Genomic DNA, 18,348 nt, shown 5'->3' with positions numbered 1-18,348 from the left:
AGCCCGTGGGTGACGCGGTCGTAGAGCGCGAGTTCGTCGCCGCTCAGGTTGAGGTCGGCGAACAGCCGATCCTTGTCGATGATGAAGTCGGCCACCACCTTGCGCTCGGCGTCCTCTCCGACGCTGCGCGCAAGGGCGGCGAGCTGGTCGATGCGCTGCAGGTAGAAGGAGAGCTGGGTCGGCATCGCCCAGCGTTCGGTGTTCTGGTAGAAGCGGCCGAGGAAGGGATTCGTTTCCGCCTCCTCGAACATCGTCCCGGCCTGCAGTTCCGCAGCCAGGCGGCGTGCGAGCGAGGTCTTGCCCGCGCCGATCGGGCCTTCCACTACCACGTAGCGCGCTTTGTCCAGCATGTCGGCCTTCCCCTAGCTGCGAAAGATGAAATAGACCGCGCCAAGCATACACAGGCCGGCCCAGAGATAGTCAAGCTTCAGCGGCTGCTTCATGTACAGCACGACGAAGGGCACGAAGACGAGCAGGGTGATGACCTCCTGCATGATCTTGAGCTGCCCCAGGTCGAGCTCGGTGGCGCCGATGCGGTTGGCCGGCACCTGCAGCAGGTATTCGAAGAGGGCGATGCCCCAACTCGCGAAGGCGGCGACATGCCACGCCTTCGACGACATGTTCCGCAGGTGGCCGTACCAGGCGAACGTCATGAACACGTTGGAGGCGGTGAGCAGCAGCGCGGTCTTGAACCAGACCGGCAGGCCGAGGATCGTGGTCGAGGCGGAGTGGATCCAGGCGGACATGGGGTCGGGGGAGGGCGCGCGGGCAGGTATCTCAGCAGCGCTCGATCGACTGGTCGGCGACGCCGGCGAGCAGTGACTGCACGCTGCCGTGGCCGGGGATCGTTGCCGTCGGCGCGATCTCCGCGAGCGGCTGCAGCACGAAGGCGCGCTCGTGCATCCGCGGATGCGGCAGCTGCAGGCCGGGCTCGTCGAGCACGATGTCGTCGTGGAGCAGCAGGTCGAGGTCCATCGTGCGCGGCGCGCGATGGAAGTCGCGGGTACGGCCGCCCTCGGCTTCGATCGAGAGCAGGGCCTCGAGCAGGGCGCGCGGGGCGAGCGCGGTGTCGAGCGCGATCACCGCGTTGATGTAGTCGGGCTGGTCCTCGACACCGACCGGCGCGCTGCGGTAGAGCGAGGAGCGGGCGACGATCCCGGTACGGGGCAGGGCGGCGAGGCGGGCGCAGGCGAGCGCGAAGGCTTTGCGGGGGTCGCCGAGATTGGCGCCGAAAGCCACGTAGGCGCGCACCGGCGCTCGCGGGCTCATGCCGATTCCGGGGTGGCCGGCGCTTCGCCCCTTGCGCCGGGCTTGCGCTTGCGGCGGCGCCGCTTCCTGGCCGGCGCGGCCTCGGGCGGCGCCTCGAGCAACAGCTCGTCGCGCGCGTCGTGGTTCGCGTGCGCGAAGCGGTCCCACCAGTCCACGACTTCCATCGGGATTTCGCCCGCCTGCGCGCGCAGGCGCAGGAAGTCCCAGCCGGCGCGGTAGCGCGGCTGTTCGATGAGGCGGTAGGGCGTCTTGCCGGCACGTTTGTCGAAGCGCGGCTGCAGGGCCCAGATGTCCTTGATGTCGGTGGCGATGCGACGGGTGATCGCGAGCTTGCGCGCCTGGCCGTCGAGCACCTCGTCCATCGCCTCGAACAGCGCCGGCTGCGAGGGCTCGCCCGCGGCCTTGCGCCGCTCCCACTGCTGCAGCACCTCGTGCCACAACAGGGTGGCGAACAGGAAGCCGGGCGAGACCGATTTGTCCTCGCGCACGCGCTCGTCGGTGTTCTCGAGCGCGAGGGTGACGAAGCGCTCGCCCGCGGGCTGTTCGACGATCACGTCGAGCAGCGGCAGCAGGCCATGGTGCAGGCCCTCGGCGCGCAGCTGCTGCAGGCACTTCAGCGAGTGGCCGGAGAAGAGCAGCTTGAGCATCTCGTCGAACAGCCGCGCCGCAGGCACGTTCTCGAGCAGCGGCGCCATCTCGCGGATCGGGTGGCGCGCAGCGGGGTCGAGCGAGAGGCCGAGCTTGGCGCCCAGGCGTACCGCGCGCAGCATGCGCACCGGATCCTCGCGGTAGCGGGTGCGCGGATCGCCGATCATGCGCAAGGTCTTCTGCTGGATGTCGGCGACGCCGTGGTGATAGTCGACGATCGTCTCGGTGCCGGGGTCGTAGTACAGGGCATTGACCGTGAAGTCGCGCCGGGTGGCGTCTTCTTCCTGGTTGCCGAAGACGTTGTCGCGCAGCACGCGGCCGTGTTCGTCGGTCTCGGCCGATTCAGCGTCCTGGCTGGCGCGGAAGGTGGAGACCTCGATCGTCTCCGGTCCGCTCATGACGTGCACGATCTTGAAGCGGCGGCCGATGATGCGCGAGCGGCGGAACAGGGCCCGCACCTCCTCGGGGGTGGCGCTGGTGGCGACGTCGTAATCCTTGGGCGTCTGCCCGATCAGCAGATCGCGCACCGCGCCGCCGACCACGAAAGCCTTGAATCCCTTTTCCTGCAGTGTCGAGCAGACCTTGCGCGCCGCCGGCGAGAGCTGGCTGCGGGCGATGCCGTGCTGCTCGATCGGGATCAGGGCGGGTTCGTGGTGGGGAGAGGTCGCCGGGCGACGAAAGACCTTGCGCAGCAGCTTGCGGATCATCGGGGGAGAGGAGGTTGGTGCCACATGAGGCTCGGATGATACCCGATGGCAGTGCTCAGCGAAGGGAGATTACCGGCCAGTGCGCGCCCTCGGCGTGCGCGCGCAGGGTTTCGTCCGGGTCGACCGCGACCGGGTTGGTCACCCGCGTCATCAGCGGCAGGTCGTTGTGCGAGTCACTGTAGAACCAGCTACGCGCGAAGCCGCCGAAGTGCAGGCCGAGCGACTCCAGCCAGGCTTCGGTACGCTCGATCTTGCCCGCTTTGAAGGCCGGCATGCCGCGCGGCTTGCCGGTGAACGCGCCGCCTTCCTGCGCGGGGATGGTCGCGACCAGATGCGGGATCCCGAACTCGCGCGCGATCGGGCCGGTGACGAAGGCATTGGTGGCGGTCACCACGGCCACCAGCGCACCGCGCGCGAGTTGCTCGTCGACCAGGTGGCGCGCCTTGTCGGTGATCATCGGTCGGACCATGGTGGCGAGGTATTCCTCGTGCCAGGCGTCGAGTTGGGTGCGCGAATGGCGCGCGAGCGGCGCGAGCTGGAAGTCGAGGAATTCGAAGATGTCGAGCGTGCCGGCCTTGTACTGTTCGTAGAAGGCGAGATTCTTCGCCTCCTGCACTTCGCGGTCGAGCACGCCCTTGCCGATGAGGAACTGGGCCCAGGCGAAGTCCGAGTCGCCGTTGAGCAGCGTGTTGTCGAGGTCGAAGAGAACGAGATCCACGAGAAGTTTCCGTAACGAATGAAAGCGTGATTGAGGGGGCAGGGCTCAGATCGCCAGGCCCTGCTGCATGAGTTCGCGCAGCAGCGGCAGGGTGATCGGGCGCTTGCGCTCGAGCGAGGCGGCGTCGAGGGTGTCCAGCACCGCGAGCAGGCTGGAGAGCTCGCGCCGGCCGTGGCGCAGCAGGAACTCGATCACCTCGTCGGCGAGGCGCAGGCCGCGCCGGTCGGCGAGCGAGGCGAGGATCGCGGCGAGCGCGTCGTCGTCGAGCGGCCTGACCTCGAAGATCAGGCCCTGGCCGATGCGGGTGCGCAGGTCCTCGCGCAGCACCAGACCGACGGGGGCCGCCGGGCCGCTGAGCAGGAGCGACTGGCCGTTGCCGTGGGCGCGGTTGAAGGCGTTGAAGGTGGCGATCTGGGCGGCGGGCGAGAGCTGCTCGACGTCGTCGATCGCGAGCAGGGCGTCGGGCGTCTCCGGCAGCGCGTCGCCGATCTGCGCGGCGGCGAAGCGGTGCACCGCGCGCCCGTGTGCGTGGGCCAGGGCGCAGGTCGCCGCGAGCAGGTGGCTGCGTCCGCTGCCCGGGCTTCCCCACAGGTAGAGGCGGGGCGGCTGCGGGCGGACGGCGGGCGCCGCCGCGGCGAGCTGCGCGAGCGCCGCCAGCAGCTCGGCGTTGTCGCCGCAGACGAAGTTGTCCAGGGTCGGCGCCTCGTCGGGCCGGATGTCGAGCACGAGCTGCCTCATCGTCTGTTCGGTGCGCGGGCGACCTGGGTCGGCTGACGTCCGAGATAGACATGGCTGGCGAACCAGGCCTGCCGCACCTCGCGCAGTCCGACCAGCAGCGCGGCGCTGACCGGCAGCGCGACCAGCACGCCGATGAAGCCGAACAGCTGGCCGAAGGCCATCAGCGCGAAGATCACCGCGAGCGGGTGCAGGCCGATGCGCTCGCCGACGAGATAGGGGGTGAGCAGGAAGCTCTCGATCAGCTGCCCGAGGCTGTAGACGATCGCCACCCCGATCAGCGGCGGCCAGCCCTCGGCCTGCAGCAGCGCGGTGAGGATCGCGAGCACCAGGCCGCCGCCGAAGCCGACATAGGGGATGAACACCAGCAGGCCAGTGAGTACCCCCACAGGCAGCGCAAAATTCACGCCGGCCAGCCACAAGCCGATGCTGTAAAAGATCGCCAGCAGCAGCATCACCGAGAGCTGGCCGCGCAGGAACTCCGACATCACCGAGTCGATGTCGCCCATGATCCGCAGCGTGCGCGTCAGCCAAGGGCGCGGCACCAGCCGGCGCAACTCCAGGAGCAGTCGCGGCCATTCCTGCAGCAGGTAGAACATCACCAGCGGAATCAGGATGAGGTTGGCGGCGAAGCCCAGTACCGCCACCCCGCCGGTCTTGAGATTGCCGAGCACGATCGGCACCAGATCCTGCGCGTTGTCCCAGTTCTCGGTGATCAGTTTGCGGAACTGCTCGGCGTCGAGCTGAACGTCGACCCCGAGCCGCGCCTGCAGCAGAGGGGCGACGCGCTCGTTGAAGAGTACGACCAGGTCCGGCAGCCGACGCAGCAGACTCATCGCCTCGCGGTACAGCATCGGCACCATGATCAGCGCGAGGGTGACGAGCACCAGGCCGACCACCACGATCACCAGCGCCACTGCCGCCGGGCGCGGCATGCGGCGACGGGCGAGCCAGTTCACCGCCGGATCGCTGATGTAGGCGAACACCGCTCCGATCACGAAGGGCGCCAGGATCGGCGACAGGACCCAGAACAGGGCAACGAGGGCGATGCCCGCCAGGGCCCAGAAGGCAGTTTGCAGTCGGTCGGCGCGTGGAGTGGTCATTTCAAGTAAAATCGCGGGCTTGACGCGGATGATACCGTCCGCGCACCCGCAAATGTAGCCACCGGGCGTGCCGGCCCCGCTTCGGCACCGCAGCCGGGGGCTCGGCCCCGCATCCAGCCTGCCAGAGGAACGACCTTGAGCGCACCCCAGAATCCCACCCAAGCCTCCCTTTCCTACCGCGATGCCGGTGTGGACATCGATGCCGGCGACGCCCTGGTCGACCGCATCAAGCCACTGGCCAGGCGCACCATGCGCCCCGAGGTGCTCGGGGGCATCGGCGGCTTCGGCGCGCTGTTCGAGCTCACCGGCAAGTATCGCGAGCCGGTGCTGGTGTCGGGAACCGACGGCGTCGGCACCAAGCTCAAGCTCGCCTTCCAGCTCGACAAGCACGACACCGTCGGCCAGGACCTGGTGGCGATGAGCGTCAACGACATTCTCGTGCAGGGCGCCGAGCCGCTGTTCTTCCTTGACTACTTCGCCTGCGGCAAGCTCGAGGTCGACACCGCGACCGACGTCGTCAAGGGCATCGCCCAGGGCTGCGAGCTCGCCGGCTGCGCGCTGATCGGCGGCGAAACCGCCGAGATGCCGGGCATGTACCCGGCAGGCGAGTACGACCTCGCCGGCTTCGCGGTCGGCGCCGTGGAGAAGTCCGACCTCATCGACGGCAGCAAGATCGTGCCTGGCGACGTGGTGCTCGGGCTGGCCTCGAGCGGCGCCCACTCCAACGGCTATTCGCTGATCCGCAAGATCATCGAGCTCGCCCGCCCCGACCTCGACGCCGACTTCCACGGCCGCACCCTGCGCGAGGTGGTGATGGAACCCACACGCATCTACGTCAAGCCGCTGCTGTCGCTGATGCGCTCGATGCCGGGCGCGGTGAAGGGCATGGCCCACATCACCGGCGGGGGCATCACCGAGAACGTGCCGCGCATCCTGCGCGACGAGCTCACCGCCCGCATCGACGCCGCGAGCTGGACCCTGCCGCCGCTGTTCCAGTGGCTCCATCGGGCCGGCAACGTGGATATGCAGGAGATGTACCGCGTGTTCAACTGCGGCATCGGCATGGCGGTGGTGGTTTCGGCCGAGGACGCCGACCTCGCCGCCGCGCGCCTCGAGGCCGCGGGCGAGACCGTCTACCGCATCGGCCGCATCGACGCCCGGGCGGACGGCGAAGCGCAGACCATCGTCGGCTGAGCGCGGTCGGCGTCGAGGGCCGCGGCGCGCCCGCGGCCGTCTCCGGACCCGGCCCCGCGCCGGGTTCTTCGCTCGAGGGACAGGCTCATGCTGCTCCGCCTCGCCGCCGACGCCGTCCTGCTGCTGCACCTCGGCTTCATCGCCTTCGTGCTGCTCGGCGGCCTGCTGGGCTTGCGCTGGCGCCGGGCGCCGTGGCTGCATCTGCCGGCGGCGGTCTGGGGCGTGTGGATCGAGCTCAGCGGGGCGATCTGTCCGCTGACCCCTCTGGAAAACCGGCTGCGTGCGGCGGCGGGCGAGGCGGGCTACGAGGGCGGCTTCGTCGACCACTACCTGCTCGCGCTGATCTATCCGGCAGGGCTCACGCGCGAACGCCAGTGGATTCTGGCCGCACTGGTGCTGGCGGCGAACCTGGCGATCTATGCGTGGGTGTGGCGGCGGAGGCACACCCGGCGCTAGGCCGGGGGGCGAAAGGGTGGGGCGATGCGTGAACTGTGGGTTTCGGGGCTTCTTGCGCTGCTTCTGCTGGCCGCCATCGTGTGGATGGTCGCGCCGCTGTCGCCCGGGGCGGTGGTGCTGCAGTTCGCGTGGACCCCGCGCGCCTTCGGTGAGATCGTGCACCTCTGGCCGCCGGACGATCTAGCGCGTTACCGCCTGCACCTGCCATTGGATACCGCCCTGCTGCTCGCCTATGGCAGCTTCGGCTGGCTGCTCGCGACCCGCACCGCGCTGTTTGCGGCGCTGACGGGGCCGGGACGGGCGTTCGCGCGGTTCGGCCTGCCGCTCGCCGCCGTCTTCGACGCCGCCGAGAACGCCTTCCACTGGTGGCTCACCGAGGTGCCGCGCTTCGACGCCCCGATGACCTATCTGATGTCGAGCGCCTGCTCGGCCTGCAAGTGGAGCCTGCTGCTGGGCTTCGGCGCCCTCGTCCTGTACGCGCTCGCGCGCAGCCCGGATTGAGCGCGCTCGCGGCCCTGTGTGCGGGTGGTTGCGGGATGAATTTTCGGCTTCGGGGGGCGTGGAGCGATAATGCCGGCGGCTGTCCGCCCCCCGGCAGCGCATGGAACTTCATGACGACAAGGAAACAGGATGAGCGATCTGCCCAGGTGCCCGAAGTGCAATTCGGAATACACGTATGAGGACGGCGAGATGTATGTCTGTCCGGAATGTGCGCACGAGTGGCCTCGGGCCGCGGCGGAGACCGCCGCCGGCGAGGCGGAGAAGGTGTTCAAGGACGCCAATGGCAACGTGCTGCAGGACGGCGACAGCGTCACCGTCATCAAGGACCTGAAGGTCAAGGGCTCGTCGCTGGTGGTGAAGGTGGGAACCAAGGTGAAGAACATCCGTCTGGTGGAGGGTGACCACGACATCGACTGCAAGATCGACGGCATCGGCGCCATGAAGTTGAAGTCGGAGTTCGTGAAGAAGCTGTGAGGACTCGCGCCGGCCCGCCGGCACCAGCCGATCGACCGGGAAGCGGCATGCTTCCCTTCATTTCCCCGCCGGAATCGGAAGCTCATGTCCCTGCGTCGCCCCTTCGTCGTGCTTGTCTGCGTAATCGGCGTCGTCGCCGTCGGCGGCTACGCCTGGTATGCCAATCGCGCAGCGCCCGGGCCGCAGGTGGTTGCAGCTGGCGGCGCTCCGCGGGCGGGCGGAACGGCCGGGGAGGCGCCGCCGGTGATGGTCGAGGTTCAGCTCGTGCGCGGCCAGACGGTGGTCGACGAGGTGAGCGCGGTCGGCTCCCTCGTGTCGAACGAGTCGGTGGTGCTGCGCCCCGAGGTGGCGGGGCGGATTGCGGCGATCCGTTTCCGCGAGGGCGCGCCGGCCAGGGCCGGCGAGATCCTGGTCGAGCTCGACGCCGCGGTGCAGCGCGCCGAACTGCAGCAGGCGCAGGCCAACCTCAAGCTCGCGCAGGCGAACCATCGCCGCGCGGTAGACCTGTTCGCGCGCAAGTTCGTCAGCCAGAGTGCGCTCGACACCGCCCGTTCGGCGCTCGAGGTGGCCCGCGCCGGCGCTGCGCTGGCGCAGGCGCGCTTCGAGCGCACGCGGATCCGTGCGCCCTTCGACGGGGTCGTCGGCATCCGCTCGGTCAGTCCCGGGGACTATGTGAAGGAAGGCGATACGCTCGTCAATGTCGAGGACATCGCCACCTTGAAGGCCGACTTCCGCCTGCCCGAGGCCTATCTCGACCGCGTGCGGCGTGGTCAGGTGCTCGCGCTGGCGAGCGACGTGCTGCCGGACGAGCGCTTCGCGGCCGAGGTGGACGCGATCGATCCACTGGTCGATGCGCAGGGGCGCTCGATCGTGCTGCGGGCGAAGCTCGCCAACCCCGAAGGTCGCCTGCGGCCGGGCATGTTCGTGCGGGTGCGTGTGATGCTCGCCGAGCGGCCCGGGGTGCTGGTGGTTCCGGAAGAGGCGCTGGTGCCCGCGCCGGGGGGCGCCGCTTATGTCTATCGGGTGGTCGATGAGCGCGCGCAGCGGGTGGACGTGAAGACCGGCGCCCGCCGCGACGCCCAGGTGGAGATCCTCGAGGGGCTGACGCCCGGCGACGTGGTGGTGACCGCCGGCCAGCTCAAGCTGCGCGACGGCGCGCGGGTGACGCTGGCCGCCGCTGCCGAGGTGCGGGCCGCGCGCGCGGTCGACTGAGCGGGGGCGGCGGCGATGGTCATCTCCGAGATCTGCATCAAGCGCCCGGTGTTCGCCACCGTGCTGTCGCTGATGGTGCTGCTGGTGGGGCTGATGTCCTACTCGCGGCTCACGGTGCGCGAATACCCGAACATCGACGAGCCGGTGGTGACGGTAGACACCACCTACACCGGCGCCAGCGCCGAGATCGTCGAGTCCCAGGTCACCAAGCCGCTGGAGGATTCGCTCGCCGGCATCGAGGGGGTCGATGTGCTGTCCTCGATCAGCCGCCAGGAGCGCAGCCAGATCACGGTGCGCTTCCGCGTCGAGCGCGACGCCGACAGCGCCGCGGCCGACGTGCGCGACCGCGTGTCGCGGGTGCGGCGCCGCCTGCCCGACGACATCGACGAGCCGGTAATCGCCAAGGTCGAGGCCGACGCCAGCCCGATCATTTGGATCGCCTTCTCCTCCGACCGCCATTCCGCGCTCGAGATGAGCGATTTCGCCAACCGCATCGTGAAGCCGCGGCTGCAGACCCTGGCGGGCGCGGCCGACGCCCGCCTGTACGGCGAGCGGCGCTATTCGATGCGGATCTGGCTCGATCGCGACCGCCTCGCCGCCTTCGGACTCACCGTGCAGGACGTGGAAGACGCGATCCGCGGCCAGAACGTCGAGCTGCCGGCCGGCCGCATCGAGAGCCGGCAGCGCGAGTTCGCCGTGGTCGCGCGCACCGACCTTACCGAGCCCGATCAGTTCGGCGCGGTGGTGGTGCGCGAGCCGACGAGCGCGGGCGGCTATCCGGTGCGCATTCGCGACATCGGACGGGTCGAGGTGGCACCCGAGAACGAGCGCACCTCGGTGCGCTTCATGGGGCGACCGTCGATCTCGATCGGCCTCATCAAGCAGTCGACCGCCAATCCGCTCGACCTAAAGCGCGGCCTCGACGAGATGCTGCCGCGGCTGCAGGCGGAGCTGCCCGAAGGCATGCGCATGGACATCGCCAACGACACCACGGTGTTCATCGAGCGCTCGATCGCCGCGGTGTTCTCGACGATCTGGGAGGCGGTGCTGCTGGTGGCAGCGGTGTGCCTGTTCTTCCTGCGCAACTGGCGCGCGATGCTGGTGCCGCTGGTGACCATCCCGGTGTCGCTGGTGGGCGCATTCACCCTGATGTTCGCCCTCGGCTTCTCGATTAACACCCTGACCCTGCTCGCGCTGGTGCTGGCGATCGGCCTCGTGGTGGACGATGCGATCGTGGTGCTGGAGAACATCTACCGCCACATCGAGGACGGCATGGAGCCGGTGGCGGCGGCCTTCCGCGGCGCGAAGGAGATCGGCTTCGCGGTGGTGGCGATGACGATCACGCTGGCCGCGGTGTATGCGCCGGTGGCCTTCATGACCGGGCGCACCGGCAAGCTCTTCACCGAGTTCGCCCTGACCCTGGCCGGGGCGGTGATCGTGTCGGGCTTCGTCGCGCTGACGCTGTCGCCGATGATGTGCTCGAAGCTGCTGCGCCACGAGCCGAAGCACGGACCGATCTACAACGCGGTCGAGCGCTTCCTCAACTGGCTCACCGAGGGGTACCGCCGCGTGCTGCGGGTGGCGCTCGGGCTGCGCTGGCTGGTGATGCTCGCCTTCGTCGTGGTCGCCGGCAGCTCGGTGCTGCTGCTCGGCCAGCTCAAGTCGGAGCTCGCCCCGCTCGAGGACCGCGGCCGGGTGATCGGCATGTTCACCGGGCCGGAAGGCGCGACCATCGACTACATGGCGCGCTACGCACGCGAGATCGAGGCGATCTACGCCGGCGTGCCCGAAGTCGACCGCTACCTGGTGATCGCCGGCAATCCGACGGTGTCCCAGGGCATCTCCTTCGTCGGCTTCCAGGACTGGTCGGCGCGCGAGCGCAAGGCGGGACAGATCGCCGCCGAGCTGCAGCCGCAATTGCGCGCGATACCTGGCGTCAATGCCTTTCCGGTGCTGCCCGCCTCCTTCGGCCAGAGCGCGCGCTCGCGGCCGGTCGGCTTCGTCATCACCACCTCCGCCTCCTACGAGGAACTCGCCGGCTACACCGAGGCGATCCTCGACGCGATGCGCGACAACCCCGGCTTCGTCTCGCCCGACACCGATCTCAAGTTGACGATGCCCGAGCTCGCGGTGGACGTCGACCGCGACCGCGCCGCCGACCTCGGGGTGTCGGTGGAGGTGATCGGCCGCACCCTCGAGACCATGCTCGGCGGCCGCCAGGTGACGCGCTACAAGCAGGACGCCGAGCAATACGACGTCATCGTGCGGCTGGAGGAGGACAGCCGAACCGCTCCGCACGACATCCGTGACATCTTCGTGCGCGCCGGCAGCGGCGAGATGGTGCCGCTCGCCAGCGTGGTGAGGGTGCACGAGACGATCGCGCCTCGCGAGCTGAACCACTTCGGCCAGCGCCGCGCGGTCACGATCTCCGCCGGCCTCGCGCCCGGCTACGCGCTCGGCGAGGCGCTGCAGTGGATGGACGAGACCGCCGCCCGCATCCTGCCGGGCGGCTACGCCACCGATTACGACGGCCAGTCGCGTGAATTCATGACCAGCTCGGCAAGCCTGGCGCTCGCTTTCGTGCTCGCGCTGCTGTTCATCTACCTCGTGCTGGCGGCCCAGTTCGAGAGCTTCCGCGACCCCTTCATCATCATGCTGACGGTGCCGCTGTCGATGACCGGTGCGCTCGGCGCGCTATGGCTGGCCGGCGGCACGCTCAACGTCTACAGCCAGATCGGCCTCGTGACCCTGGTCGGCCTGATCACCAAGCACGGCATCCTGATCGTGGAGTTCACCAACCAGCTGCGCGAGCAGGGGCGCGCGCTGGTAGAGGCGGTGATCGAGGCCTCGGTGCTGCGCCTGCGCCCGATCCTGATGACCACCGGGGCGATGGTGCTCGGCTCGGTGCCGCTCGCGCTGGCCACCGGGGCGGGGGCCGAGAGCCGGCAGCAGATCGGCTGGGTGATCGTCGGCGGCCTGCTGCTCGGCACCTTCTTCACCCTCTTCGTGGTGCCGACCGTGTATACGCTGCTCGCACGCCGGGAGCGCACGGCGCTGGCGGAGCCAGCGCCCGCAGAAAGCGTGTCCTGAAGAAAGAAGCCGGGCGCCGCGATCGACAGCTTCCCGCGCCGCTCAACGTGCTCGCGGGTTTTTCTTCGGCCCTGATGCCGCGAACCACGCTGAGCAGAGTGTGTCGGGTGTTTGCGGTCGCGGGGTGGCAGCGGCGGAGGGTCTCGGCTCAGCCGAAGAGGTAGGGGAACAGGCGTTCCTTCTCCGCGGCGCTCAGCGTCTTCATGCGGGCGACGTTGCGTTCGGGAATGCCGTCGACGTCCGGGTAGTGCTCGATCGCCTTCTCCAGACTCTCCTCGCGGATGATGTGCAGCAGCGGCCAGGGGGAGCGGTTGGTCAGATTGCCCGGGTCGTCCGCATCCGTGTCGGCGAACTGGTACTGCGGATGGAAACTCGCGACCTGCAGCTCGCCCTCCCAACCGAACTGCTCCACCCACAGGTCGACCGCGTCGAGGAAGTCGTTGTAGTCGGCGAAATCCGCGAGCATGTCGGGGATCGCCAGCAGCGTCGTCTCCAGTTCCGCCACCGGGGTGTCGGACAGCCGTTCGAGTTCGGCCTGCAGATCGTCGAGCAGGGCCTCCTCGGTGGTGGCATGGCTCACAGCGATGCGCACCCGATTTTCCCGCCGCGGCCGCGCGGCGAAGGGGCAGAGGTCGAGGCCGATGACGACCTCGTCGAGCCATTGGTTGATGTCGTCGATGATCTGCTGGTCCATGAGAGGCATCCTTGAGCGGGAGTGATCGGGAGGGGCCGGGCTGCCCGTTCAGCGCCCGAGCAGCCGGAGTGCCGCCCGACCGACCGCTTCGGGAAGGTCGGGGCGCAGGCAGTCGAGCTCGACCAGGTCCGGCCAGCGCTCGCGGAACTGGCGCTGCCAGGTGAGCTGGCGCTTGGCGAGCTGGCGGGTGGCGGCGATGCCCTTGAAGCGAAGCTCGTCGTAGCCGATCTCGCCGTCGAGGTATTCCCACGCCTGGCGATAGCCGACGCAGCGCATCGAGGGCATGTCGGGCGTAAGCCGGTACTTTGCCCGCAGCCTGCGCACCTCGTCGACGAAGCCCGCGTGCAGCATGGCTTCGAAGCGCGCGGCAATGCGCGCGTGCAGCACGGCGCGGTCGGAGGGCGCGAGGGTGATCGGCAGCAGGCGGCAGGGGAGGGCGGCGTCCTCCTTCTGCGCATAGCTCTCGGCGAGCGGGCGGCCGGTGAGCCGCACGATCTCGAGCGCGCGCTGGATGCGCTGGGCGTCGGTGGGCTCGAGGCGGGCGGCCGCGGCCGGGTCGAGGGCGGCGAGCTCGGCGTGGAGCGCCCGCCAGCCGCGCGCGGCGGCGGCCTCGTCGATCGCCCGGCGCAGCGCGGCATCGGCTGGTGGCAGGTCCGAGAGACCGTCGCGCAAGGCCTTGAAGTAGAGCATGGTGCCGCCGGCGAGCAGGGGAATGCGGCCACGGTCGCTGATCTCGGCCATCAGCCGGATCGCATCGGCGCGAAAGCGCGCGGCGGAATAGCGCGCCTCCGGCGACACGATGTCGATCAGATGATGGGGGCAGCTCGCGAGCTCCGCGGCACTCGGCTTGGCGGTGCCGATGTCCATGTCGCGATAGACCAGTGCCGAATCGACGCTGACGATCTCTACCGGCAGCGCCTGTGCGAGCGCGAGCGCGCTCGCGGTCTTGCCGCTGGCGGTGGGACCGAGCAGCAGCAGGGCTGGGGGAAGAGGGAAGGCGTGGGTCCTCAATCGTCTATACGGTGCGGAGAGGGAAAGCGAAGGCGATTATCCCTCAAGCCGACGCCAGAAACGAAAAAGGCGACGACCATCATCGATCATCGCCCTTGAGCCGGGGCGCTATGCGCGAAGGCTTCAGCGCGCGGCGCGCATCATCGGCCGCGTCATCGCATCGAGCGGGAGGGCATAGTCATGCACCGCCATCGCGATGTTGTTTTCGGGGTCGATCACCTTCAGGTTCACGAACACCATGTCGCTGCTTTGCGCATAGGTGCCGATGATTACCGCTTGAGCGTTGTGCGAACTGGCGATGTCGCGGATCTCGCGGGTCAGCATGAGTTCGCCCTGGTCGCGCGCCATATAGACGTTGTTGCGGAACTTCATCTCGATCATGCGGTGGCCGGCAAGCGTGAAGCGCGCGGAAACTTGCTCGGAGATGAGCCGGCCAAGGGTCGAGGAGCGATCGAGCGCATCGATATTCACCACGGTAGCCACGATCAACGGATGTTCTGTGGCGAGCCGGCCTTGCAGTTGCGCGAGCAAGCTGTCGGCGGCCGCGTAGTTTGCCGGGATCAGCGGGTTGGTCGTGGCCTGCTCGTAGGTGGGATCTTTACGTACGGTCGCGGTCTCCGTGGCGCAGCCCGCGGCGCCGATCGTGAGCACCCCCGCGAGCGCGGCGAGAACGGTATTCTTGAGCGTCATCATTCGCCTCCTTCGACTCGCAGGGTCTTGGTCCGCACTTGTTGTTGGGCGGCGTAGAGACGCTGGTCGGCGTCGGCGACGTAATAGACGCTCGTGTTGCGCGCAACGTAGCGGTTGGCATCGGTGACGCTGGTGTTGACGATGATTTCCATCTCCGGCGTGCCGCCGCCAGCGAATTCGGAATCGAACCAAGCGTACGCGTCCATCGCTCCGACGGCGAGCAGTGCGGCTTTGCCAGGGCCGTTCGAAGCGTACTCGACGATGTCGTATAGGGCCCACAGGCCGGCGCCGAGCGCGGTGGCCTTGCCAGCGTGGCGATACTGCGGACGGTCTGCTGCGAACGGCACGGCCTGGGTTTCCACCTCGACGCGCATCGCACCTTCCGGAGTGCGCATGAGCGGGTGGCCTGCTTCCATCAGGGCAGTGATCAACTGTCCGGCAAAGGCGCGCTCGAAGCTGGTGGCGTCGGCGTTCTGATGGACGTATAGCGGCACGTTCTCGGAAAGGCCGATGGACAGCTTGGCGGCGACATCCTGCGCGATGGTGTTCCAGTGCGCAGCCGCTTGGAGCTTGTGTTGCTTGCTGGTTTCGAAGTTGGTTGCCAGCGGCGCGGGTGCGTATGGTGTGGCACAGGCTGTCGCCAGCATGGCTGCGGCGGCAGCGGAAACGAGGGCTTGTTTCATCGAGCAGGATCTCCGGGAGGGGCCGCGTCGCGTCACCGATGACGATGCGAGCATAAAAAAGTACAGCGGCGTATGTCAGATGGTGGCTGAAGGTAGCAAATCGTCGATCCCCGCTCAATTCCGGCCTGACGGCGAGTGAGACATAGTTCCTATCAGTCGCGTTGAACGAATCCGGAATGGCTCGACTTTGGAGTTTCCACGCAATCGCGCCGACGCCGTTCGCCCTTTGCCGATCCGATGCGCTGGCGGTGATGCAACGATTCCTGCAGCCGTTTTGCGATAATGCTTATGGAATAATTGGCGCCACGTGCACATTGATGAGGATCGAATATGAGGAAAGCGATTGCTACGTTGCCACGCGTACGTTTTTTCGCGCTCGCCCTGAGCGCCATTTCTTTCGGCGCGTTTGCGCCGTCCGCGTTTGCAACCGCGCCCGACGCGGCTATGCCGCATGCGCCGATGCTCGCCGAACGCTGGCGCGACGGCCTCGATCCGGCGGCCTACTTGGTGAGCGAGAAGCTCGACGGCGTGCGCGCGCATTGGGACGGCGCGGCGCTGCGCCTGCGCGGCGGACGGGCGATCGCGGCGCCGCCCTGGTTCCTCGCCGGCCTGCCGGCGATCCCGCTCGACGGCGAGCTGTGGCTCGGGCGCGGCCGCTTCGACGCACTCTCCGGCCTGGTTCGCCGCCAGCAGGCGGACGATATCGCCTGGCGCGCCGTGCGCTACATGGTGTTCGACCTGCCCGCAGACGCCGCGCCGTTTCGAGCGCGCGCCGCGCGGCTCGCCGAACTGGTGGCGGCGGCTGGCCGACCGTGGCTGCGTGCGGTGCCGCAGTTCACGGTGGCGAACCGGGCCGAGCTGGCCGCCACCCTCGCCGCCGTCCTCGCCGGCGGCGGCGAGGGCCTGATGCTCCATCGTGCCGATGCGCGCTGGCGGCCGGGTCGCAGCGAGGCCCTGCTCAAGCTCACGCCCTCGCTCGACGCCGAGGCCAGGGTGGTGGGCTACGTGCCGGGCAAGGGCAGGTACCGCGGTCTGGTCGGTGCGCTCGAGGTCGAGGCGCCGGACGGCCGGCGTTTTCGCATCGGCAGCGGGCTGAGCGAGGCCGAGCGTCGTGCGCCACCACCGCTCGGCAGCGAGGTCACCTATCGCTACCGCGAGCTCGGCAGCGGCGGCCTGCCGCGATTTCCGGTATACATGCGGCAACGGCTGCTGCCCTGATCCTGCGCGTGTGCCGCATTTTTGGGCGATCGCGAAAACGCCTTTAGGCTCATCGACCTATGCCGCCTATCCACAACTTATCCCACGCGCAGCACACTGCGGATGGGGACAAGCCGCGCGTGACGGGCGGGCCGCCGCTGCACCTGGTGGCAAATCCCGCCTCGGGCGCAGGCGAGGGCGCGAGCCTGGTCGAGCGCGCACGTGCGGCCTGCGCGCGCGCCGGCCGCACCCTGGTGCTGCACGACAGCGTCGGGCCGGGCGGGCTGGAGGGGGCCGTTCGCCGGGCGCACGCGGCGGCACGGGCCGATGGCGGCGTGGTGGTCGCCGCTGGCGGCGACGGCACGGTCCGCAGCGTGGCGCAGGAACTCGCCGGGGGGGCGGTGCCGCTGGCGGTGGTGCCGGTCGGGACCTTCAACTTCTTCGCCCGCAATCACGGCATACCCGAGGACAGCGATGCCGCGCTTGCGCTGGCGCTCGACGGCGCGCCGCGCGCGGTCGCGCTCGGCGAGGTCAACGAGCGGGTCTTCCTCGTCAACGCCAGCTTCGGCCTCTACGCCCGGGCGGTGGCGCAGCGCGAGCGCGACACCGCCCGCTTCGGCCGCAACCGCGCGGTGGTGATCGCCTCGACCGTGCTCAGCCTGCTGCGCGGCCATCCGCTGATGGATCTCGAGCTCGAGGCCGGCGGCCGCGCGCAGCGGGTGCGTACCCCGATGGTCTTCGTCGGTAGCAATGCGCTGCAGCTGCGCGACGTCTCGCTCGACGTCGCACACTGCCTGCGCGACGGCCGACTGGCGGTGGTGGTGCTGAGGCCGGTGGGTTTATGGGGCATGCTGCGGCTGGCCCTGTCCGGTCTCGCGCGCGCGCTGCAGCAGGAGGAGAGGTTGGAATCCTTCTGCGCCGACCGCCTGCGGGTGCATCCGCGCCGACGCCGCATCCGGGTGGCGCTCGACGGCGAACTGTTCAATCTGCGCACCCCCCTGTGCTTCGGCACGCGCCCGGCAGCGATCCGGGTCATGCTGCCGGGCGAGCCGATGGCGGGCGCGGCCGCCGAGGCGCGCGGGCCGGCATGAGCGTGCGCCTGCTGCAGCTCTCCGACCCGCATTTCGGCACCGAGCGTCCCGAGGTGGTAGCCAGCCTGCTGCGCTGCGTGCGGGCGATCGCGCCGGATCTCGTGGTGCTCTCGGGTGACATCACCCAGCGCGCCACCCGCGCGCAGTTCGCCGCCGCCGCCGCCTTCGTCGCCGCGCTCGCGCCGCTGCCGGTGCGGGTGGTGCCGGGTAATCACGATATTCCGCTGTTTGCGCTGGCGACCCGGCTGCTGTGGCCTTATCGACGCTTCGCGGCCGCTTTCGGTGTCACCGAACCCGCGCCCTGGACGCGGGAGGGCGTGGCGGTGCTGTTCATGGACTCCACCTCGCGCTGGCGCCACCGACATGGCGTGCTGGCGCCGGCGCGAGCACGCGCACGGCTGGCGGCGGCGGCCGCTGCGCGCGTGCGGGTGGTGGTGCTGCATCACCCGACGACCTGTCGGCGCGAGCGCGACGAGGAGAACATCGTGCGGCCGGGTGCCGAGCTGGTTTCCGCGCTGGCCGCGGGCGGGGCCGACCTGGTGCTCGGCGGCCACATCCACGACCCCCACGTCGAACTCGCCGCGCGCCGCTATCCCGGACTGACGCGCTCGCCGGTGCTCGCGGTGGCCGGCACCTGTGTGTCCGACCGCACCCGCGCCGACGCGCCCAACAGCTTCAACCTGGTCAGCCTGTCGGCGGGCGCGCCGACGGCGATTGTGGTCGAGCGCTGGGATCATCGCGAAGCGGGTGGCTTTGCGCCGGAGCTCGCGCATCGCTTCGTCGCCCACCATAGCGGCGGCTGGCGCCGGGCGGGCTGAGCGTGGGGCGCTGCCTAATTTTTCAGCAGGCGTTGAAATCTGCCTGCGCTCAGGGGC

At 69.3% G+C, this 18,348-nt stretch carries 20 protein-coding genes; 9 read left to right on the top strand and 11 right to left on the bottom strand.

Annotation, left to right across the window (positions count from 1 at the left end; translation table 11 throughout):
- The 7 genes from BB334_RS17330 to BB334_RS00595 all read right to left on the bottom strand — a co-directional run.
- The coding region (locus BB334_RS17330; protein ID WP_198531152.1) for a deoxynucleoside kinase at nucleotides 1-350 on the bottom strand (350 nt) is incomplete at its 3' end.
- A 12-nt stretch (nucleotides 351-362) separates the two neighbouring features.
- Nucleotides 363-746, bottom strand: coding sequence for a DMT family protein (locus BB334_RS00620; protein WP_068803307.1), 384 nt, complete (start codon nucleotides 744-746; stop codon nucleotides 363-365).
- A gap of 31 nt (nucleotides 747-777) precedes the next feature.
- Nucleotides 778-1,269: a 2-amino-4-hydroxy-6-hydroxymethyldihydropteridine diphosphokinase gene (gene folK / locus BB334_RS00615; RefSeq protein ID WP_068803305.1), complete on the bottom strand. Its 492-nt coding sequence runs from the start codon at nucleotides 1,267-1,269 to the stop codon at nucleotides 778-780.
- Nucleotides 1,266-2,624 carry a polynucleotide adenylyltransferase PcnB gene (gene pcnB, locus BB334_RS00610; protein WP_068803303.1) on the bottom strand — a complete coding sequence of 453 codons (1,359 nt, stop codon included), beginning with the start codon at nucleotides 2,622-2,624 and terminating at the stop codon, nucleotides 1,266-1,268. The genes folK and pcnB overlap by 4 nt, the downstream gene beginning before the upstream one ends.
- 55 nt (nucleotides 2,625-2,679) lie before the next feature.
- On the bottom strand, nucleotides 2,680-3,342 hold the full coding sequence (locus BB334_RS00605) for a histidinol-phosphatase (protein WP_068803301.1): 663 nt from the start codon (nucleotides 3,340-3,342) through the stop codon (nucleotides 2,680-2,682).
- A gap of 45 nt (nucleotides 3,343-3,387) precedes the next feature.
- Nucleotides 3,388-4,080 (bottom strand): DnaA regulatory inactivator Hda, encoded by a 693-nt coding sequence (hda, locus tag BB334_RS00600; protein ID WP_068803299.1) that lies wholly within the window; start codon nucleotides 4,078-4,080, stop codon nucleotides 3,388-3,390.
- Entirely contained in the window at nucleotides 4,077-5,180 is a 1,104-nt protein-coding gene (locus BB334_RS00595) for an AI-2E family transporter (protein WP_068803296.1), read from the bottom strand. The genes hda and BB334_RS00595 overlap by 4 nt, the downstream gene beginning before the upstream one ends.
- 135 nt (nucleotides 5,181-5,315) lie before the next feature.
- Here BB334_RS00595 and purM point away from each other — a divergent pair, with 135 nt between their 5' ends.
- The 6 genes from purM (at nucleotide 5,316) to BB334_RS00565 (ending at nucleotide 12,107) form a co-directional block, all read left to right on the top strand.
- The gene (purM, locus tag BB334_RS00590; RefSeq protein WP_068803294.1) at nucleotides 5,316-6,374 is read left to right on the top strand and encodes a phosphoribosylformylglycinamidine cyclo-ligase; all 1,059 of its coding nucleotides are present in this window, start codon (nucleotides 5,316-5,318) and stop codon (nucleotides 6,372-6,374) included.
- Between the two features lie 87 nt (nucleotides 6,375-6,461).
- Complete coding sequence (locus BB334_RS00585; protein ID WP_068803292.1) at nucleotides 6,462-6,830, top strand: DUF2784 domain-containing protein; 369 nt, start codon at nucleotides 6,462-6,464, stop codon at nucleotides 6,828-6,830.
- 24 nt (nucleotides 6,831-6,854) lie between these two features.
- A complete protein-coding gene (locus BB334_RS00580) occupies nucleotides 6,855-7,331 on the top strand; it encodes a hypothetical protein (protein WP_068803290.1) in 477 nt (158 codons plus the stop codon).
- Between the two features lie 129 nt (nucleotides 7,332-7,460).
- Complete coding sequence (locus BB334_RS00575; protein ID WP_068803288.1) at nucleotides 7,461-7,805, top strand: zinc ribbon domain-containing protein YjdM; 345 nt, start codon at nucleotides 7,461-7,463, stop codon at nucleotides 7,803-7,805.
- Between the two features lie 84 nt (nucleotides 7,806-7,889).
- Nucleotides 7,890-9,017: an efflux RND transporter periplasmic adaptor subunit gene (locus tag BB334_RS00570; protein ID WP_068803286.1), complete on the top strand. Its 1,128-nt coding sequence runs from the start codon at nucleotides 7,890-7,892 to the stop codon at nucleotides 9,015-9,017.
- Nucleotides 9,018-9,032: 15 nt separating this feature from the next.
- Nucleotides 9,033-12,107, top strand: a complete 3,075-nt coding sequence (locus BB334_RS00565; protein ID WP_068803284.1) for an efflux RND transporter permease subunit — start codon at nucleotides 9,033-9,035, stop codon at nucleotides 12,105-12,107.
- Between the two features lie 148 nt (nucleotides 12,108-12,255).
- On the opposite strand, the gene BB334_RS00560 is transcribed toward BB334_RS00565, so the two are convergent.
- The 4 genes from BB334_RS00560 to BB334_RS00545 all read right to left on the bottom strand — a co-directional run bounded on the left by BB334_RS00560 (nucleotide 12,256) and on the right by BB334_RS00545 (nucleotide 15,185).
- Nucleotides 12,256-12,801 carry a DUF1415 domain-containing protein gene (locus BB334_RS00560; protein ID WP_068803282.1) on the bottom strand — a complete coding sequence of 182 codons (546 nt, stop codon included), beginning with the start codon at nucleotides 12,799-12,801 and terminating at the stop codon, nucleotides 12,256-12,258.
- Nucleotides 12,802-12,849: 48 nt separating this feature from the next.
- Complete coding sequence (gene miaA, locus BB334_RS00555) at nucleotides 12,850-13,812, bottom strand: tRNA (adenosine(37)-N6)-dimethylallyltransferase MiaA (protein ID WP_068803280.1); 963 nt, start codon at nucleotides 13,810-13,812, stop codon at nucleotides 12,850-12,852.
- 123 nt (nucleotides 13,813-13,935) lie between these two features.
- Entirely contained in the window at nucleotides 13,936-14,505 is a 570-nt protein-coding gene (locus BB334_RS00550) for a FlgO family outer membrane protein (protein ID WP_068803278.1), read from the bottom strand.
- The gene (locus BB334_RS00545; protein WP_068803276.1) at nucleotides 14,502-15,185 is read right to left on the bottom strand and encodes a hypothetical protein; all 684 of its coding nucleotides are present in this window, start codon (nucleotides 15,183-15,185) and stop codon (nucleotides 14,502-14,504) included. The genes BB334_RS00550 and BB334_RS00545 overlap by 4 nt, the downstream gene beginning before the upstream one ends.
- 330 nt (nucleotides 15,186-15,515) lie before the next feature.
- Here BB334_RS00545 and BB334_RS00540 point away from each other — a divergent pair, with 330 nt between their 5' ends.
- From BB334_RS00540 to BB334_RS00530, 3 genes are all read left to right on the top strand, one after another.
- Nucleotides 15,516-16,403 (top strand): DNA ligase, encoded by an 888-nt coding sequence (locus tag BB334_RS00540; RefSeq protein WP_068803273.1) that lies wholly within the window; start codon nucleotides 15,516-15,518, stop codon nucleotides 16,401-16,403.
- Between the two features lie 119 nt (nucleotides 16,404-16,522).
- Nucleotides 16,523-17,473, top strand: a complete 951-nt coding sequence (locus tag BB334_RS00535; protein ID WP_158014329.1) for a diacylglycerol/lipid kinase family protein — start codon at nucleotides 16,523-16,525, stop codon at nucleotides 17,471-17,473.
- Nucleotides 17,470-18,291, top strand: a complete 822-nt coding sequence (locus BB334_RS00530; protein ID WP_068803269.1) for a metallophosphoesterase family protein — start codon at nucleotides 17,470-17,472, stop codon at nucleotides 18,289-18,291. The genes BB334_RS00535 and BB334_RS00530 overlap by 4 nt, the downstream gene beginning before the upstream one ends.
- Nucleotides 18,292-18,348 lie beyond the last annotated feature (57 nt).

Source organism: Thauera phenolivorans, from assembly GCF_001696715.1.
In the GTDB taxonomy this organism is placed as follows: Bacteria; Pseudomonadota; Gammaproteobacteria; order Burkholderiales; family Rhodocyclaceae; genus Thauera; species Thauera phenolivorans.
This window is presented reverse-complemented; position numbering and strand designations above follow the sequence as displayed.

Coding starts and splice junctions, on each gene's coding strand:
- BB334_RS00560 (WP_068803282.1), bottom strand. CDS start 12,801: ATGGACCAGCAGATCATCGACGACATCAACCAATGGCTCGACGAGGTC.
- BB334_RS00575 (WP_068803288.1), top strand. CDS start 7,461: ATGAGCGATCTGCCCAGGTGCCCGAAGTGCAATTCGGAATACACGTAT.
- BB334_RS00540 (WP_068803273.1), top strand. CDS start 15,516: ATGAGGAAAGCGATTGCTACGTTGCCACGCGTACGTTTTTTCGCGCTC.
- BB334_RS00570 (WP_068803286.1), top strand. CDS start 7,890: ATGTCCCTGCGTCGCCCCTTCGTCGTGCTTGTCTGCGTAATCGGCGTC.
- BB334_RS00550 (WP_068803278.1), bottom strand. CDS start 14,505: ATGATGACGCTCAAGAATACCGTTCTCGCCGCGCTCGCGGGGGTGCTC.
- BB334_RS00595 (WP_068803296.1), bottom strand. CDS start 5,180: ATGACCACTCCACGCGCCGACCGACTGCAAACTGCCTTCTGGGCCCTG.
- BB334_RS00565 (WP_068803284.1), top strand. CDS start 9,033: ATGGTCATCTCCGAGATCTGCATCAAGCGCCCGGTGTTCGCCACCGTG.
- BB334_RS00620 (WP_068803307.1), bottom strand. CDS start 746: ATGTCCGCCTGGATCCACTCCGCCTCGACCACGATCCTCGGCCTGCCG.
- BB334_RS00585 (WP_068803292.1), top strand. CDS start 6,462: ATGCTGCTCCGCCTCGCCGCCGACGCCGTCCTGCTGCTGCACCTCGGC.
- pcnB (WP_068803303.1), bottom strand. CDS start 2,624: ATGATCCGCAAGCTGCTGCGCAAGGTCTTTCGTCGCCCGGCGACCTCT.
- hda (WP_068803299.1), bottom strand. CDS start 4,080: ATGAGGCAGCTCGTGCTCGACATCCGGCCCGACGAGGCGCCGACCCTG.
- BB334_RS00580 (WP_068803290.1), top strand. CDS start 6,855: ATGCGTGAACTGTGGGTTTCGGGGCTTCTTGCGCTGCTTCTGCTGGCC.
- folK (WP_068803305.1), bottom strand. CDS start 1,269: ATGAGCCCGCGAGCGCCGGTGCGCGCCTACGTGGCTTTCGGCGCCAAT.
- BB334_RS00545 (WP_068803276.1), bottom strand. CDS start 15,185: ATGAAACAAGCCCTCGTTTCCGCTGCCGCCGCAGCCATGCTGGCGACA.
- BB334_RS00530 (WP_068803269.1), top strand. CDS start 17,470: ATGAGCGTGCGCCTGCTGCAGCTCTCCGACCCGCATTTCGGCACCGAG.